At 58.4% G+C, this 17,248-nt stretch carries 11 protein-coding genes and 6 pseudogenes; 4 read left to right on the forward strand and 13 right to left on the reverse strand.

Annotated elements, in window-relative coordinates; genetic code table 11:
* Nucleotides 1–46 precede the first annotated feature (46 nt).
* The 6 genes and pseudogenes from K307_RS06800 to K307_RS06820 form a co-directional block, all read right to left on the reverse strand.
* On the reverse strand, nucleotides 47–439 hold the full coding sequence (locus K307_RS06800; protein WP_080744939.1) for a RidA family protein: 393 nt from the start codon (nucleotides 437–439) through the stop codon (nucleotides 47–49).
* A gap of 39 nt (nucleotides 440–478) precedes the next feature.
* Nucleotides 479–619 (reverse strand): annotated as a pseudogene (locus tag K307_RS50980) (ribonuclease activity regulator RraA); the annotation flags it as partial.
* Nucleotides 620–758: 139 nt separating this feature from the next.
* Nucleotides 759–1,880 (reverse strand): alanine racemase, encoded by a 1,122-nt coding sequence (locus K307_RS06805; RefSeq protein WP_230625561.1) that lies wholly within the window; start codon nucleotides 1,878–1,880, stop codon nucleotides 759–761.
* Nucleotides 1,881–1,915: 35 nt separating this feature from the next.
* Nucleotides 1,916–2,890 (reverse strand): glutamate cyclase domain-containing protein, encoded by a 975-nt coding sequence (locus K307_RS06810; RefSeq protein WP_051974727.1) that lies wholly within the window; start codon nucleotides 2,888–2,890, stop codon nucleotides 1,916–1,918.
* A gap of 379 nt (nucleotides 2,891–3,269) precedes the next feature.
* Nucleotides 3,270–3,395 (reverse strand): annotated as a pseudogene (locus tag K307_RS50985) (transposase); the annotation flags it as partial.
* 30 nt (nucleotides 3,396–3,425) lie between these two features.
* Complete coding sequence (locus K307_RS06820; RefSeq protein WP_051974728.1) at nucleotides 3,426–4,745, reverse strand: MFS transporter; 1,320 nt, start codon at nucleotides 4,743–4,745, stop codon at nucleotides 3,426–3,428.
* Between the two features lie 611 nt (nucleotides 4,746–5,356).
* Here K307_RS06820 and K307_RS06825 point away from each other — a divergent pair.
* Nucleotides 5,357–6,268: a LysR family transcriptional regulator gene (locus tag K307_RS06825; RefSeq protein ID WP_042877185.1), complete on the forward strand. Its 912-nt coding sequence runs from the start codon at nucleotides 5,357–5,359 to the stop codon at nucleotides 6,266–6,268.
* A 339-nt stretch (nucleotides 6,269–6,607) separates the two neighbouring features.
* Here the strand turns inward: K307_RS06825 and K307_RS06830 are convergent.
* Nucleotides 6,608–7,305 (reverse strand): annotated as a pseudogene (locus K307_RS06830) (IS110 family transposase); the annotation flags it as partial.
* Nucleotides 7,306–8,281: 976 nt separating this feature from the next.
* Here K307_RS06830 and K307_RS06835 point away from each other — a divergent pair.
* On the forward strand, nucleotides 8,282–9,658 hold the full coding sequence (locus tag K307_RS06835; RefSeq protein WP_042877186.1) for a M20/M25/M40 family metallo-hydrolase: 1,377 nt from the start codon (nucleotides 8,282–8,284) through the stop codon (nucleotides 9,656–9,658).
* A 279-nt stretch (nucleotides 9,659–9,937) separates the two neighbouring features.
* Here the strand turns inward: K307_RS06835 and K307_RS49255 are convergent.
* The 3 genes and pseudogenes from K307_RS49255 to K307_RS06845 form a co-directional block, all read right to left on the reverse strand.
* Nucleotides 9,938–10,749 (reverse strand): annotated as a pseudogene (locus K307_RS49255) (ISKra4 family transposase); the annotation flags it as partial.
* Between the two features lie 467 nt (nucleotides 10,750–11,216).
* Nucleotides 11,217–12,191 (reverse strand): Bug family tripartite tricarboxylate transporter substrate binding protein, encoded by a 975-nt coding sequence (locus tag K307_RS06840; RefSeq protein WP_196251532.1) that lies wholly within the window; start codon nucleotides 12,189–12,191, stop codon nucleotides 11,217–11,219.
* Between the two features lie 184 nt (nucleotides 12,192–12,375).
* Nucleotides 12,376–13,539, reverse strand: coding sequence for a mandelate racemase/muconate lactonizing enzyme family protein (locus tag K307_RS06845; protein ID WP_042877189.1), 1,164 nt, complete (start codon nucleotides 13,537–13,539; stop codon nucleotides 12,376–12,378).
* Nucleotides 13,540–13,727: 188 nt separating this feature from the next.
* Here K307_RS06845 and K307_RS06850 point away from each other — a divergent pair, with 188 nt between their 5' ends.
* On the forward strand, nucleotides 13,728–14,792 hold the full coding sequence (locus K307_RS06850; RefSeq protein WP_042877190.1) for a LacI family DNA-binding transcriptional regulator: 1,065 nt from the start codon (nucleotides 13,728–13,730) through the stop codon (nucleotides 14,790–14,792).
* 139 nt (nucleotides 14,793–14,931) lie between these two features.
* On the opposite strand, the gene K307_RS49260 is transcribed toward K307_RS06850, so the two are convergent.
* The 3 genes and pseudogenes from K307_RS49260 to K307_RS45835 all read right to left on the reverse strand — a co-directional run.
* A complete protein-coding gene (locus K307_RS49260; protein ID WP_230625562.1) occupies nucleotides 14,932–15,387 on the reverse strand; it encodes a lipocalin family protein in 456 nt (151 codons plus the stop codon).
* Nucleotides 15,388–15,393: 6 nt separating this feature from the next.
* Nucleotides 15,394–15,633: pseudogene (locus K307_RS49265) on the reverse strand (lipocalin-like domain-containing protein); the annotation flags it as partial.
* Between the two features lie 25 nt (nucleotides 15,634–15,658).
* Nucleotides 15,659–15,907, reverse strand: a pseudogene (locus K307_RS45835) (transposase); the annotation flags it as partial.
* A gap of 174 nt (nucleotides 15,908–16,081) precedes the next feature.
* Between K307_RS45835 and K307_RS06860 the strand changes: the two are divergent.
* Nucleotides 16,082–17,167 (forward strand): IS630 family transposase, encoded by a 1,086-nt coding sequence (locus K307_RS06860; protein WP_042877192.1) that lies wholly within the window; start codon nucleotides 16,082–16,084, stop codon nucleotides 17,165–17,167.
* Nucleotides 17,168–17,248: the final 81 nt, after the last annotated feature.

The following is a 17,248-nucleotide window of genomic DNA, read 5'->3' on the forward strand; positions in this document are numbered from 1 at the left end:
CCAATGAAGGGAAATGACGTCTAGGTCGTATGAGATACCTGATCACTCATACGTTGATGTGAGCGACGGCGTCAATTTCGACCATCACCCCTTGCAGTCCGCACTCCACGGTTGTGCGTGCTGGTTTAAAGTCAGGAAACCTAGTCGCATAAACGACGTTGAACCGCTGAAACAGGTTCAAGTCCGTCAAGTAGATCGTGACCTTCACGATGTCTGTCATCGAAGCACCGGCGGCAGCCAACGCTTTAGCGACGTTATCAAGCGCTGCTGCCGTCTGCTCCTCGATTGTGTCCCCGACAATTTGTCTTGCTTCATCGCGGGGAGTTTGCCCCGACACAAATACAAATCCACCTGCAGCTACTGCAGCCGAGTAATGTCCCCCTGCTTTGAGGTTTGGAACCTCGATCACACGAGCTGGAGTTTTCTTGGGGCTTTCCATCTGACTATCCTCGTTGTCTTGTTTGGCCGCTAAAGACAGCTATTTCTTAGTGGCCTTTGCCTTATTGACTCCATTCGGAGGATAGAAACCAGGAAGCGCAGCGCCGCACTCCACTTCATTCAAGATCCATCCTTCGAAACGCTCCTGCTCGACCGCTGCTACGACATCCGCCGGTAAGGCAGAGGAAAGACGTGCTCTTAATGATTCTTCCCCAGCGTCTTTCTTGCATCCATGGCAAACAGGTCGGGAATGCCAACAAGCGTCGCGGGCCGCTGCGCATAGGCCGGGCACATCTTCACCGTCTTCACACCGACGTCGCTTAACGGCGGTTCCCCATCTGTTCGCGGTACGTCCATTCGCCGTCGCGACCGAACACCAATGCCTTTTCGAAGAGATAGGCAGTCGTACACGCATGGCGAGGCATCAAAAGCACCCGATCCCCAACCGCCAGATCTTCGCTTTCGACCACCACATGTTCTTCGCTCATCATCAGAATCTTCCCGTTCCATCGAAAGCGCGCGCTTAACGGCTTGTCGGGAGAAATTGCCTTGGCACCAGCGTCAAGCGTGGCCGTCTGGCCCTTCGTGGCAATCACGGTCGCAAGCACATAGGCGCTCGGCTGCCAGCCAAAGTCTTGAAGCTCCGCGTCATGCTGGTCGCTTGAATAGGTCCAGCTTCCCGGTCCTACGTAATCGGCTAACGAAGCTGGCCAGACATTGAAGCTATAGCTGCCACCGGCGATCAAATCGGAACACAAACCTGCGCCTGCGGCGCGCTCCATCAGATCTGTTGCTTGCTCGATGACCGAACCGAGCCGTTCACGTCGCGTTGCACCGTCTGGTCCTTGAATATGACCGTCGTAGATGTGGAATCCGCCAAAGCGGCCCAAAGCGTCGATATCCCGCGCCAGATCGAGCGCCACCTCTGACAACGGCGCCCCGGTACGTCCCATGCCGGGGTCGAGGTCGACGATCAGCTTTAGGTTTGAGGTGCCTGGTTTGCTGGCCTCGAGCTCTCTGCGCCACGCCTCAAGCCCCGCGGACGAGTCAACGAGCGCCCCGATCGACGCGTTTGCATAAATTCCGGCAACGTTGATCAGTGCCCGAATGTTCGCCCTGTTGGCGCTTGGATAGGCCCAGACGACATAGGGTGCACCAGCGGCAAGCACCATCGCCGTTTCTGCTACTGTGGCAGCCTTGAAAGCACGAACACCCTCCTTCAGCAGCAGTTCAACTATCCAGCTTGCGCGATGCGTTTTGACGTGCGGCATCAAGCGGCTGATCCCTCCGCATGCTTGCGCCGTTGCGTGAAGGTTATCGACTATGCCTTTCTCATGGATCGTGAAACAGGGCGTCTGAACATCCTCCGGCAGAGAGTGCGCCCATCCGGGGCTAAGTTTGGGAGCTGATAATGATCGGTTAGACATTATTTCGGTTCTCATTTGTATTGCAATAGTTAGCTTGCATTTCTGTACGCTTATCTATTGGAAAGCGTCGAACTCGCTATGTCATCGACGACTGGCGAACCGCCTTCGAGATACGCCTCAGTCACACCGCGCAAATGCATCAACAGGCTCGCATGCGTCTCCCACGGTAAACGGTCGACACTCATAACCGGACGGGCAGGTTTATCGACGCGGCTATCGTCTACGGCTTGCCCGACTTCGACCGCCGCCGTGAGAAATGCACGGTCTTTCTCCGGGTGAAAATCCGCGAGCAGCGACCCCGAAAGAGTGGGTTCGACCAACGCCATCGCCAACAGCAATCCCCAACCGCCCCAGTTCGAAACGCCTGCTACGATCAAGTGGTCGGTTGGCGTCGTGGCTGCAATGAGGGGGCCGTTCGGGATGTCGTCACGAATGATGTCGCAAGGCAACACGCTCATCCCAATCTCGTTTCCTCCATCGCCAATGCCTATCGTGACCCAGGGTCGATCCCATGCGGGATCGTTAAAAAGCAGATGCAACGGTGCAGTATCGTCAGTCATGTCAGCACCATACTCCCGGTGCGGCTTTCCATCGCTGCCGGGGGATACGCGTTCAATCGCGATCAGATGCGTGATGGGCTGAACGCCTGCTGCCAGTCGTTCGCGGAGCGTGACGACCGAATCTGTATTAACTGCTGTTATTTCCAGCGCGACCGACTTGGGAAGCTCGTTGGAAATCGCCCAAACCGCCTTTGCGCAGGGTGCGTCCGAGATGACCGTAACCGGTATGCCCGCGTTCGCGAGGCCGGCGGCCATGTGTGCCATGCCACCCAGACCGTCGGTCTCCGGTGACGGCGGGACCGCATTGCGGATGAAAAAGCCGGTGACAATGCCAACGTGCGCATTCGGTGTACTCATGATCGAACGCGCGGCTCGCTCCAAGCCTCCCTGCGCAAAACTGACCATGCGGCTGATGTCCCGTCGAACGGTTCGACCAATAATCTCTTCGATGGCTTTAATCGTCATAGTTTCAGTAATCCGTTCAATTTAGTTTTTGCGTTCGTAGTCGATTCCAATCGAACACACCAAGTGTCATACCCATATTGCTTGGAAGCAAATCGTCTCTAGGAAGTAATATCCGGTGAACGACACGATCGCACCGACCGCATGCAGGAAAGTCCTAGTCCGAGCGTGCGCGTCCGTCGGGTTTTCTGGTATGCCCGTTACGACTCCCTTTCTTCCATTCTTTAATAATTTTCTGATCGACGAATTAAGTGTACGAGGGCAAGTGGGATAAGAGGTAATCAAAAATGAACCAGACTAGCGATAAAGAATCCTGATCAAGCCCTTCGCTCTTGATTGCGACGACCGTGAGCCCATGAACCTGGCTGCGACCACCGGACAACACCACCAGGTAGATCACCTCCAGCGGGCGGGCCTGCCAGGCAGGTGCCTCATCCCTGATCGCATCGGTCACCGAACTGATGAACTCGGGTGACGCATGTGGGGCGGCGACTTCGTCCGAATGTCGGCGACTTCGCCGAAGTTTTGTGCTGTCGTACTAGCGGTTCACAATTGATTTCGGCAACCTCAACACGAGAATCGCACCGATCACCAAAATCAATGACAGGAGGTAAATCCCATACGTGGAAGAACCCGTTGCGTCCTTCACCACACCGATCACATAAGGGCTCACGAAGCCACCTAGGTTCCCGAATGAATTAATCATTCCGATTGCGACCGCCGCCCCTACTCCTGTGAAGAATTGGCTCGGAAGCGTCCAAAACATAGTTGTCGCCGTGTAGGCGCCGGCGGTCGCCACGCTCAATGCGATCAACGAACTGACAGGACCATGAGTAAACGTGCTGGCAACCAATCCGACAGCAGTCGCCAGATAAGCCGCGGCAGTGTGCCAGCGTCGCTCCTTGCGCCGATCCGAACTTCGACACACCAGATTCAGTGCGACAGCGCCGATAGCAAATGGAATAGCGGAGATCCAACCAATTTGCTCAAGCGTAGAGAAACCAATTTCTTTGATCAAAGTCGGCAACCAGAACGAGATCGCGTACAGCCCCATCGTCTGACAGAGTGCCAATGCGATCAGATACCAGGCTCTAGGGCTCAAAAAGACCTGCCGAATGCGCGCATCGCCATGCGCCTGCGCTCGCTTTTCGTTTTCCTCAGCCTGTAGTTCCGCCGCGACAAATCTTTTTTCGTCAGCGGACAGCCATTTGGCGAGATGCGGCCGGTCCACCAGCAGAAAGGGCAAAAGTAGAGCCATGACGAGGGTGGGCAAAGACTCGAGAACAAAAAGCCATTGCCATCCGCTTAGGCCCAGATGACCATGGTAAGCCGTCATGATCCACCCCGAAATGGGAGACCCGATGAGACCGGACAAGGGAATCGCGGTATAGAAGAAACCCGTCATTCGGCCGCGAATGTGCGAAGGAAACCAGTAGGTAAGGTAAAGAATGATGCCCGGAAAAAAACCAGCCTCTGCTGCTCCCAAAAGCACGCGCATCACATAGAACTGTCCCGGCGTTTGGACGAATGCGAATGCCCCTGAAATCAGTCCCCACAACAGCATGATCCGGACCAGCGTTTTTTTTGCGCCGATGCGGGCCATCAGCAGGTTGCTCGGCACTTCAAACAGGAAGTATCCCAAAAAAAACAAACCGGCACCTAGGCCATATGCTGCCTCCGAGAAGTGCAAGTCACTGAGCATCTGCAGCTTGGCGAAACCTACGTTGATCCGATCAAGATAGGCACAGAAATAGCAAACCATAATCAACGGTATAATTCGCCAGCCGATCTTCCAGAACACTCGATCAGCTATGGCAGCGTTCTGATGGTTATCCGAGAACGTAGTGTCGATGGACATGATTTGGCTCCAAGAATATTAGGGAGTTGTTTCCGTAGTTGAGCTTCGGCGCTGCAGGGGGCGTAAAGGGCGCACGGTCTCCGAGAGCACGCCCCAAATATCGGTATCAGCTTTAGGCGACCGCCAGCGATGTGACAACGATGCAGGCAGTCAACCGCGGTGACTTACGGACTTAGGCGTTCGCCGTTGAAGAAGAGAAGCAATAGATCACTGACGCGGTCGGAGCCTCTTCTGGCAGTTAATGACCGCATCCGCTTGACTTCGCCGCCCACCACATTGAGCGCAGTTGGTCGCATCGCTTCGACCATTCGTGCACCGTAACGACGTTCACCTCCGAGTGCGAGTACCGGCACGGCAAGCAGCTTCCTAGGCCGATCTATGTTTGGAGCATCGTTGACACCACATTTTCAAAACGAAGCTGCGAACAGGACCTCCTCGACGTGCGGGCTGAAGCAACTGCCCTTTCCCGCATCTCTGAAAGGCGAGGCTTGATGGTCACCCACTTCGTCTCTTTGCCACCTTGAATACTCACTCATTGAGCCAGTGTAGAGTGCTAATATTGATCACAGGTAATCGAATTTTGGCTCCCTTGTCGATAGAAAAATTTGATCATGCGCCTTACGCTCCAACAAATCGAGACGTTCTATTGGGTCGCCCGTTTAGGCGGCTTTCACGCCGCAGCGCGTCATCAACATTTGACGCAGCCGACCATATCTGCACGCATCCAGGAGTTGGAAGCGCAACTTGGGGTCGAGTTGTTCGAAAGGGAGCGCGGACGTAGTGGACTTACCGCAGTCGGCAGGGATGCGCTGGCACAGGCCGAAGAGATCGTGAAGCTTGCAGACGCCTTCGCGCGCATCGCCACGCAACGCGATCCGATGCTGGGACTGCTCCGGCTGGGTGCGAACGAATCCACAGCCCTCGGGGGGCTTACGGAGCTGTTGACGCAGTTGAAGACAGCCTACAGGGAGTTGAACATCGAGATCACTGTAGATGTGGGCGTCGAATTGACCCGCAGACTTATTTCGCGCGAGCTCGATGTCGCAATATTGAACGAATCATCGAGCTCCCGGCACGTACGTGAGCACACTATCGGTCTATCCAACTTGCATTGGATCGCCTCGCCAAAGCTGATCCGACAGCGCGAGATTACACCGGCGGCGTTGGCTTCTTTGCCGATTATCACAGTGTCAGCGCCGTCATCAAACCACACGCTTGTGATGAACTGGTTTCGCGATGCAGGGATCGAGCCTACAAATATCAGCTCGAGCAATTCTCTTTCGACGATGATACAACTCGTTGCAGCTGGGCATGGAGTTGCTGTCATGTCGCCCGCGATTATGAAAGATAAGATTTCGTCCCGGCTAATTCATACGCTTCACACGACGCCCCGCTTAAGGCAGCAGGAATACCTTGTCGCATACCAGAATGAGCGACGTGGCAGTGGCATGGACACGATCATACGACTGACCACCGAAGTCTTAACGCGAACCGGCGTTATAATCTCCCGGAGCGTTAAATAAAATTGATAAAGTCCGTTCGGGTAAGCGTGCAGTCAGGGCCTTGCATTTTGATAGCGCGTGTGCGCATGCGTGAAGGAGAGCGTGCAAAATCTATGGTCCCACCCCATTTTTGCAACCCTGATCTTCGATGGCGAGTTGGCTTTCCTAAATCTATTCGGCATCGTTGTGGGGACTGCTCCCCCGCGCCACCATGAGATTCGCGCCTGACGATGCTTAACAGTTGGTCGGCTTCGGAAAGCCTCTTTTGCACTCAGGTTCTTCGTCAGGCCGGTGTGCCGTTCACGTCATCAAACTTCAGCGGTCGCAAAGCCAGGTGGGTGTACTTCTATAAAGCGTCGTTCAGGATCGACGGCTCAGGCAGGTCATGGCGCTCGCTCCTACATCGAATCTGGTGTTGCGGGTCGCCAGCGCCCACGCAGTGCGCGCCAGCTTGTTCGCCAGTGCGCAGGCCGCCACGTCCGCGTCTTGTCAGCATCGCCCGGACCCAGTCGGCGAGCCGGCCGCTCTGCCGGTCGAGCCGTTGCATGTAGGCGCGGGCGCACTGGACCAGCAGTCGCCGGATGTTCTTGTCGCCTCTTTTGCTGATCCCCAGCAGGTTGGCCTTGCCGCCGGTGCTGTACTGGCGTGGTACCAGTCCGACCGACGCGGCGAAGTCCCGACTGCAGCCGTACTGCTTGCCGTCGCCCATTTCGGCGGCCAGCACACTCGCCGTCCTCCGCGAGCTGGCGGGCTATGTCCTTGTCGATCGTGCCGATCTGTTCGCTGAGATAGTTAAAGTGGGCGTGCAGACGCTCGAGAATAGTGACCAGGCGCGGCGGTAGCGGGGGCTCGGCAAGTACGGCGGGCAGACGCGTGATGACAGCGTGGCCAGCCGGCAGGCTGATACCAAACTCAAGCTTAAGCAGGAAACCGTGCATCTGGTTGCTGGTCTTGGTGCGATCGCGCACGAGCGACTCGCGGACCCGGTGCAGGGCGGACAGCGTCTGCTGCGATTCCGTCTTCGGCGTCACGAATCTCATCGCCGGTCGCGACGCTGCTGTTGAGGACCGCTAATTCTGCGGATGGTGCCCACTAACTCTGCGACCGTGGCGTGCCAAGGAGGTTTCGGAACGGCTCGCGATCCCGCGCGTGCCGTTTCCCTACCCAACTGATCGCATTGAGATTATTGAGCTGAAGTAACCTGAACGATGAGATGGTCTGGAGGCGGTGATCGTGAATTTGACAAACAGTTGCCACCGGATTCAGCCATTCACGTTTCCAGCGAGGCGAAAAGACATCGAGGGGGTTCAGAGCGAGGCACTCGAAGCAGTAAGGAAGGCTGCGTCGGTCGGACACCCACGCTGCTGGCGTTTGGATCGCCACTAGTCTGTCGATGTTAACATGGTTGCCAGCGCCTGCTCGACTGCCGGCTGAGGTGCGGACGGATCCGGCAGGCCGCTAAGATCCCTCCCGCCTCCAACATACATCCGAGCATTTTTTTCCGTGATCGGGTGTTATGTCAGATGATCCGGCTGCCTCGGAAGATATGGTGCCCTCCCAAATGCTGGGCATGAAGCACTGTTTGGCCGTTCCCGGCCAGATCCGGTCATTGGATCGCGCGCGTGCGCGGTCACTCGATTGTCTCCGACGGGGTTGAAACGGCCATTGACGTCCCACCGGTCCGGCCTGGCTGATGTGAAAAAGGCGCAAGGCGAGACTTCCTGGTGGTTACCTAAGTACCCGGGCCGCAGCCATGCCTTCGCACGGCCCAATGGTCATCACTACCATGCGGCGGACGCCGAAACGGCCCATGCGCGCACCCAGGGATTCTTCAAGCGGCATCTGGCCTGAAGCGGCACCGTTGTATCCGGGAAACAGCTTGCAGCGCGCCGCTTACGTCACTGGCAGAATGCCGGAGCGTTCCGGCAACGAGTGACGCGATGCGGCGTCGCGGATTTGGTGGTTTGACGTTCTGTCTTCGCACGCGGCCCTCGGTCCGGTCTTCTGCCACGTTCTCAGGATCTGCCTGCCACCATGTCATTCCGCCTTCGCCCCTGCCTGCGCTCGTCGCAGGCACTGTCGTTCCCGACCCGTTCGATCCTTGCTGTCGCACTGGCGCTGGCCGGTGCCGGCGTCAGCGCCCAGACGCTGCCGCTAGCGCCGGTGTCTCCCGCCGTTGACAGCGCCTATACGCGGCTGGAAGGCGCGCCGCTGCTCAAGAAATTGATGGCTGACGTCAAGGCCGACGACGCGCGTACGCTGGCCGAACTGAAGACCATGACCGAGATTCCGGCGCCGCCGTTCAAGGAGAAGGTGCGCGCCGAATATTTCCTGTCGCGGCTCAAGGCGCTCGGTCTGACCGATGCGCATATCGATGCCGAAGGCAACGCGGTAGGCATTCGCAAGGGCACTGGCAAGGGGCCAAAGCTCGTCATCTCGGCCCACCTCGATACCGTGTTCCCCGAGGGCACGGACGTCACCGTCAAGGAGCGGGATGGCAAGCTTTATGCACCCGGCATCTCCGATGACACGCGCGGCCTGGCCGTGCTGCTGTCCTGGCTCAAGGTGCTCAACGACAACAACGTCCGTACCGTTGGCGATCTGGTGTTCGTCGGCAACGTTGGCGAGGAAGAACTGGGCAACCTGCGCGGCATTAAGGCGCTGTTCCGCGACCATCCCGATATCGACGGCATGGTTGGCCTGGAACCCGGCCCCGGTGATCGCGTGCTGACCCAGGGTACCGGCAGCCATCGTTATGAAATCTTGTTCCGCGGGCCTGGTGGGCACAGCTTTGGTGCCTTTGGTCTGCCGAGCGCAATTCATGCGATGGGCCGTGCCATTGGCAAGGTCAGCGATGTGCGGCCGCCGGGCGATCCGAAGACGACCTTCACTGTGGGTACGGTTGGCGGCGGGACGTCTGTCAATGCCATTGCAGGCGACGCCCGCATGGCCGTGGATATCCGCTCCAATGGCACGCCGTCGCTGATGGAAACCGAAAAGCAGATCATGGCTGCCATCGCGGCCGGCGTTGCCGAGGAGAATCAGCGCTGGACGCCGAGCCAGACCAATCAGATCACGTTCCAGACTCGACAGATCGGCGATCGGCCGGCGGGCAATACGCCGGCCGATTCCATCATCGTGCAGTCGGCGGTTCGCGTGATTCGCGGCAACAGCAAGGATGCGCCGAGCCTGCGTGGCGGCAGCACGGACGCCAATGTGCCGATGTCGCTCGGCATTCCGGCCGTCATCCTCGGCAGCGGCGGCAAGTCCGGTGGTTCGCATTCGCGCGACGAGTGGTTTGATCCGACCAACGCGTGGGAAGGTGCGCAGCTGGGCCTTACGACGGTACTGGGCCTGTTGGGTGTGGAAGGTGTCGTGCCACCGCTGCTGGCCAAGCGAGCCGCGAAGTAACGCGCCGGGCGCGATCCAGTGCCACGACATGCATCCACGCCGCGATTTCAGGCGGAGGCGCGCCGTGGTCCCGGATATCGAACAGCACCCCGGGCCCAAAGCTGACGTAGCAGGTTGTGAACGCGTTGGAGGGCCCGCGGTCCACGAGGATGACGCCGTCCGCAACCGGTATCGCGTGCCGGATGGCTTGTTGCGTGCGGGGGAAGCGGCTACGTAGCTTTCGATACGCCACGCTATGACCACCGCGGGGAGTGGAATGAAGCTGGGGGATACGCCCGTCTACGTGCTCAGTTGGAGCTCTGGCGATCGAAAGGGTGGGTACTTGTCGATAAATCGCTCCTCCAGCTTGCCGTCTAGCAGTTCGACTCGCGCCTGGAGAAGGTAGTGTGCACCGTTGATAGACTACCGCATCGGCTGTCGTTTGGACAGGCGACGATTGATCAGATGATTCATCACTGATTCAGCGGGAGCGGTAGAGATCCGCCGCCCCGCCCGCCTTGCGCGCGCATAGTCAACAAGGATGGCTGCATTGTTCTGGAGAAACGCGAGGAGTCGATTGGCGGCACCGAGGGCAGTCGCTGCGGTAGGTCCATAGTGCTTTCACGCTTCAACGCTTCCTCCTTCATGGAAGCCGCCAACATCCTGGTCAACTCTATACCTACCGCGGCTCGGCCTCTCCACAGAGCCTCTCGTATCTTGCGCCATATCCTTTCGCAACGTGAAAAGACTTCTGGGCGAGGCAGAAAGTAGTGGTACGAGAATAGCGATGATCGTATCGCGTGAAGCTTCATCGCCAGGCGGAACCAGTTAAGCATTGGTGATGCGACTCGAGGCGCGATTTGTGTCACCAGGCTCCGCATCCCGTTTGCACCGTCATCAACGACGTTCACGAATTTCGACGGAGACCAACCACACTGCTTCAAGGCTGCGCCCACTAAGACACGCGCCAAGGTTCGGCGAGGGATTGCGCATGCGAATGCCTTGCCGTCCTCTCGTTCGATTCGGCCTGCAAGCACCTCAATCTTCGAGTTCTCCTCGAATGGATATGCTGTCAGCACAGTACTGTCAATTGCAATCGAGAGTGATTTCGCTGGTTGCAATGCGGGCACTTTCTCTTGGCGCGGTCGTAAGCGTAAACCTGCTGCTGTGCAACGGCCTGTTGTAGTGCGATAGCCAGCCATCTCGATTCCTGCAGCGAAAGACCGAAGTCCGCTGGCTCCACGTGACATGTTGGTCGCTCTACTGTCCTCAGTTGAACAGTTTCGACGCTTCCATCATCGGCATGGGATTGTAGGCAAAGAGTCCAGCGTAGTGACATGGCAACCCCCAAAAACTCGCGTAGGACACATCATCACCTTAGTCGCAATGTGGCGCCCTCCCCCAGCTTCTTTCCACTCCCAGAATTAATGATCGTCAACAACTCCACCTGTTTCGAAACCAGCTCGGCCTGCACCTTGGCCAGCGGCGACCGCCCCTCCGCGAGGGCGGCCGCCTCCTTGTAACGCGTACATCGCCGGAGGCTCCCAATGTGTCCCCGCTCGGGCTGCGTAGTTTCCCCTCAGTCCAGTTTGGCCCCGGCGACTGTCAGCAATTTGTCCCAGCGTTGCGCCTCGGCAGTGATCTTTTTGCCGAAATCTTCAGGGCCCAGTTCCGCGGGAAGCGCGCCGGCGGATTCAAGGTTTTTCAGGACTGCGGCATTCTTCAGCATGTCCTTGACCTTTGCATGCAAACTCTTTTGCACTTCCACGGGCGTGCCGCGTGGCGCCGTGAGGCCAAACCAGTTGCTCACTTTAAACTCTGGCAGGCCGGACTCCGCAGAGGTTGGCACGGACTGCATCAGCGGAATCCGCTTTTCGCTGGCCACAGCAATGGCGCGCAGCTTGCCTGATTCAATGAAGCCGGCCACGGTGGGTGCAGCAGTAATCAAGATGTCAATCTGGCCGCCAAGAAGGTCGTTCAAGGCCGGGCCAGATCCCTTATACGGAACATGCTTGATGTCGATTTTTGCCACGACCTTGAGCAGTTCCCCGGCAACGTGGGGGCCGCTGCCAGGCCCGCCTGAACCAAATGTCACTTGACCTGGTTTTTGCCTCGCGTAGGCGATAAGCTCCTTCAGGTTATGCACGGGAAGCTTCGGATTCATCACCAGCACGTAGGGGGCTTCAGCGAACTGCGCAATTGGCATGAAGTCACGCAGCGGATCAAACGACAGTTTCGCGTATAGCGCTGGAACGATTGTGGTCGTCATTTCCGTGGCCATCAGTGTATAGCCATTCGGCTCCGCCCTCGCTACATATGCCATGGCAATGGTACCGCTGGCGCCCGGCTTGTTCTCCACAAGAAATGGCTTCTGATATGCATCGCCCAAATAGCGCGCGACAGCCCTGGTAACGTAGTCGGTGGAGCCGCCCGGCGCATAGGGCACGGCGATTGTTACCGTCTTGTTCGGATAGGCCTCCGCAGCATGGGCGTCGAGTACGCCAGCCGTGCAGGTCAAACCAAATAGCAAGCCGAGTATGGACTGAATCTTCATATTGTCTCCTGGGACATAGCGAACTGACGTCACTTTCATGTTTGGAAAGCCGCAGTGGCGGCAGCGGTTTCCGCGCCCGTGAAATCTCTTCGGATGCAAACGACCTGCTGGATCTACGCTAACGCTAGGGGGCTATTGCGATTCGGGCAGGCGGTGGTCGCAGCCGACTAACGCGTCGCAGCGTTCATTGATCGACAACGAAGCCGTCGAGATGCGGGCGCATCGAAATTGGCTTTGAGAGTGGCGGCCGGATTTTTTGCGCATCGGGTAGCAAGTTCATACCGAGTCCCGGACCACTGGGAATGTCGACGAAACCGTTCAGCGGCAGAGGGACCCGATCCACGATATTGGTGCCAAGATGTTCCGGGCGTGACTCGAATATACCTGCCTCGAAGCCCGTGGCGTATTCCTGGATCGCGAAGTTGGGAATGGCCGCATCGAGTTGGAGGCATGCCGCCAAGCCGATCGGTGACAGCGGGTTGTGTGGCACTACTTGCACATGATGGGCTTCCGCCATGGCGGCCACCTTGCGCGCGCCTGTAATCCCCCCGCAGACACAAGGATCTACGCGAGCGTATTCCACGCTATTGCGGCTCAGCAGCGCTTGAAACTCATAGATGGAGGTAAAGCGCTCACCGGTCGCGATGGGGATATGGATCTTCTCGGCGACGCGCGTCATGCCATCCGGCCCTTCGGGCCGGATCGGATCTTCGATAAACATCGGATGTGTGTCTTCAATGCCGCGCGCAAACACAACTGCCTCCGCCGGAGTCAGGCGGCGATGCAACTCAATCAGCAGGTCCACACGATCACCAACGACTTCCCGCATGCGGTGCACGTTGTCGATGGCATCGCGCATTTTTTTGATATGCGTCTTGAAATAAATCTGGTCATTGCCTTCATCGAGGAAGGGATTGAGGTGGCCAAATGCGGTGAACCCCGCTTCCATTTTTGCCTTGCACTCCACCAGAATCTTCTCGATGCTGCTTTCGTAGATGTGGCCATAAATGCGCGCCTTGGTACGGACCGGTCCGCCCAGCAACTGGTAGATCGGCACATTCAATGCCTTGCCCTTGATATCCCACAGGGCAATGTCGATCGCGGAGATTGCCGAATTGATGGCAATGCCCTGAAAGTAGCCAAACCGGTGCATCACGTTCCAGTGGTGCTCGATTTCGAATGGGTCCTTACCTTCCAGGTATTCCGCAAAGCGCCGGATGGCCGCGGCCGAGGCCTCTAACTGGCCCCACGCACCAGACTCTCCGATGCCAACGATGCCTTCATCTGTGCTGACGCGGGCGAACATGAACTGCCCAACATGCAGTGCATCGACTTTAGTAATCCTCATTCTTATCCTTTCTATTGCTTATCCGGCGCAGCAGCGACGGTGGACTTGCCTCTCCACTGGCCCCGGGAGCCCCTGCAACCGGAACGTTTAAGTTCCGCATACACGCTCGGAAACGTTTCCGGAAACGTTTCCGAAGAATAGATGGCATACTTGAGGGTGTCAAGAGCAGATTCTGAAAATCGCCCCGCATGAGTAACAACTCTTCTTCTTTCGAAACCAAGCGCGCCGGCATCAAGGAGGTCGCCAAACGCGCAGGAGTCGGCATTGCCTCCGTCTCGCGGGTGCTTTCCGGCCAGCCGGGATCCAGCCCGCAATTGATTGAACGGGTGATGCAGGCAGCGCGCGAGCTAGGCTATATGCCGAACCTGATGGCGCAGAACCTGCGCCGCCGGACCTCTAAATCCATTGGATTTGTAGGGTCCGACATCACCAATCCCTTGCTGGCCTCCATCGTGGGAGGCGCGGAAAGCGTGCTCAGCGCAGCCGGCTATTCCGTCTTGCTGACCAATTCGGGCGGGCAGCCGGAGGTGGATGCGCAGCGCATAGAGGTGCTGTTGCAACGTCAGGTAGACGGATTGATCGTGCTGCCCGCGCTTGAGGACAACGCGGCGACGCTGGCGGCGCTGGCAAGCACCACCGCCCCGGTGGTGATCATCGACCGCGCCATGGCGGGCAGTCTTGATGTGCACTATGTGCTCTCCGATCATTACCTAGGCATGGGCGAGGCAACCCGACACTTGCTCAAGCTGGGACATCGGCGCCTTGGCTTGGCGGTCGGTCAGGATGTCCGCCCGTCTCGCGAACGGCTTCGAGCGGTGGAAGATACTTTCCGCGAGAAAGGGCTGGTGGCTGACCTGATGGTCGACTCGGGCAGCCTTTCACCCGAACATGGGGAGCGAGCGATGGAAAGATTTCTGACCGCTGCAAGACCTCCCACAGCGGTGATTCTCGGTGGTAACCAATTGCTCGAGGGAGCCTTGCATGCCGTGCGCAAGCGCGGTTTGCGATTGGGCGAGCAAATATCGCTTGTGTGCTGTGACGATGTTGCGCTTTCGCGGATGTACGATCCGCCGATTGCAACTGTGCTGCGCGACACCGCGCTGCTTGGCCAGCGCGCCGCCGAGGTGCTGCTCGAACAGATCAAAGACCCGCACCCGACTACACCGGTCTTGCTCCCGACCAGCTTCGTACAGCGTCCAAGCTGCGGGCCCGTCGTCACACCGAAGAAAAGGCCCTCACGTCGTCCCGGCTAACACACGACCCGGTGCACTGGGCCGCCCAGCAAGCCATCCCTCCTACCACCCGCCTTAAGATCGGTCATGGTGGACGCCGGTCAGCAGCGTGCCCGGCACCGCCGGCGGGCTGCTCCATTTGCCCGGGCCGTGCCTCAAGTCAAAGATTGAGGCGCTGGAAATACCCGGTCAGTTCGAGGTAGCCCCGTCCGACCGCCTTGCCTCCCCGCAACGCCCTCACCGCGCCCTCCCAATAGACCGCGCCGGTGCTCGCGCGTCTATCGAGTTCCTGATCATCCATCAGCGGTACCAGTTCGAGCGTGAGATCGCCTGCGTTCAACCGCATGGCAACCGGATAGCTCGTGCCGGTACGAGGCGAGCGCCAACGGCGCGCCGGCATGAAGTTGACCTCTTCGGGAGCCAGTATCTGCACGCGGCCGTCGCCGCCGCGCAGCGTGCCGCCTCCCCAGAACTTGCGCCCCACCTTGTCCCGGATCTGGAAGGCTATCAACGCGCCGCCGTCATCTAGGTTGATGCCGAGCCAGTCCCAGCCGACGGCCTCGTCGGCCAGCAAGCTCGACGACCATTCGTGATCCCGCCAGGCGGTGCCGTGCACGGTTTCCTACTGGCTGCCCCACTTCAAGGTGCCGCCCACCTTGAGCCCTGGCTGGCTGTAGTAATAGCTCGCCTGGGCCGCCAGAGGGCTCTTGCGGCTGTAACCCCGTTCGCCCTGTAGCAGCAACCCCTGGGTTGACTCCATTGTCAGATCGAGCGTGAAATCCCGCGCGGGAATTCTGGCTCGGTAGCGCCCCGTCATTTCTCGGCGCAGCGACCAGTTGTCGATGTACACATCGGTGTCGGCAGTATCGGCTGTTGAGGATCATTACTCATAAGTCAGAAATATAGCGCACAGATGGGTGCCTGAAGAACGAGCGCACGAGCTTCGGGTTGCGTCTAATTTGTGCAAGCTGCTCATGAATTCGCGGGCCCAGCTTTTCGCCTTTTTGCAAAGGGGAGCGCGCGACGCCGCTGCGCTTGACGTGACTCCACACTAACTCATCCGGATTGAGGTCCGGTGCGTAACCGGGCAGGAAATGCAAGGTCAGTTTGCCCTGCGTACTGGCAACGTAGTCCCGGGCCGCGCCCGGCCACAGGATCGCCGCCCGTCAGAGACCGGCATTGCTGGCGTGCTCTATGTGAGAAAGGTCGATCATCTCTCGGCCATCTAGTGTAGCGTTCTGTTCTTGATGGAACTTATATGAATTCGGCGTCTCCAATGCTCTACTGCGACCACAACGTGGAGAGAGCGAGTGCGAGTTGCCCCCGAGATCATGTTGACCGACGAGGAGCGAACCAAGTTGACGAGGCTGGTTCGGTCAAAGCTCACGAGCGTGAGGCTGGCGCAGCGCGCGCGCATCGTGCTGCTGGCCGCCAACGGAATGCAGAACAAGGACATCGCCGAGCAGTTGGGAATCGGACGCGTGCAGGTGTCGCGTTGGCGTGAGCGGTATGCACAATCGGGGCTGGCCGGTATCGAACGCGACTTGCCGCGCGGTGCGCCGCCGGTGAAGATGGACACGGCGCGGCTGGTGGAACTGACCACGCAGAGCAAGCCCGAAGCAGCCACGCACTGGAGCACGCGCAAGATGGCCGCCGAGTTGGGCGTGAGCGCCAGCACCGTCATGCGCCATTGGCACGCCCACGGGTTGAAGCCGCACATCGTGCGCGGCTTCAAGGTCTCGCGCGATCCGAAGTTCGTCGAGAAGCTTGAAGACATCGTTGGCCTCTACATGTCGCCGCCCGAGCGCGCGCTGGTGCTGTGCTGCGATGAGAAGAGCCAGGTGCAGGCGCTGGATCGCACGCAGCCCGGCTTGCCGTTGAAGAAGGGGCGTGCGGCCACCATGACGCATGACTACAAGCGCAACGGCACGACCACGCTGTTTGCCGCGCTCAACGTGCTCGATGGCCAGGTCATCGCCCAGTGCCAGCAGCGCCACCGCCATACCGAGTGGCTGAAGTTCCTGCGCAAGATCGACCGCGAGACGCCCAAGGAAAAAACGCTGCATCTGATCGCCGACACCTACGCCACGCACAAGCATCCTGCGGTGCAGGACTGGCTGGCCAAGCATCCACGATTCAACATGCACTTCACACCCACCTCGGCATCATGGCTGAACATGGTCGAGCGGTTCTTTCGCGACATCACAACCGAGCGACTTCGCCGCGGCGTATTCACCAGCGTGCCGGAACTGGTCGACGCCATCAACGAATACATCGCTCACCACAACACCAACCCCAAGCCGTTCATCTGGACCAAGAGCGCTCGCGACATCCTACAGAAGGTCATTCGCGCCAACCGCCGCTTAAGTTCCAAACAGAATGGAACGCTGCACTAGCAATTGCACGGTGTAGGTCAAGCCTGGCGATTAACTCCGTTTTTATATCGACGTATCGGTCAAGTCGGAACACAAGATCAA

This window comes from Cupriavidus necator A5-1, from assembly GCF_000744095.1.
In the GTDB taxonomy this organism is placed as follows: Bacteria; Pseudomonadota; Gammaproteobacteria; order Burkholderiales; family Burkholderiaceae; genus Cupriavidus; species Cupriavidus necator_A.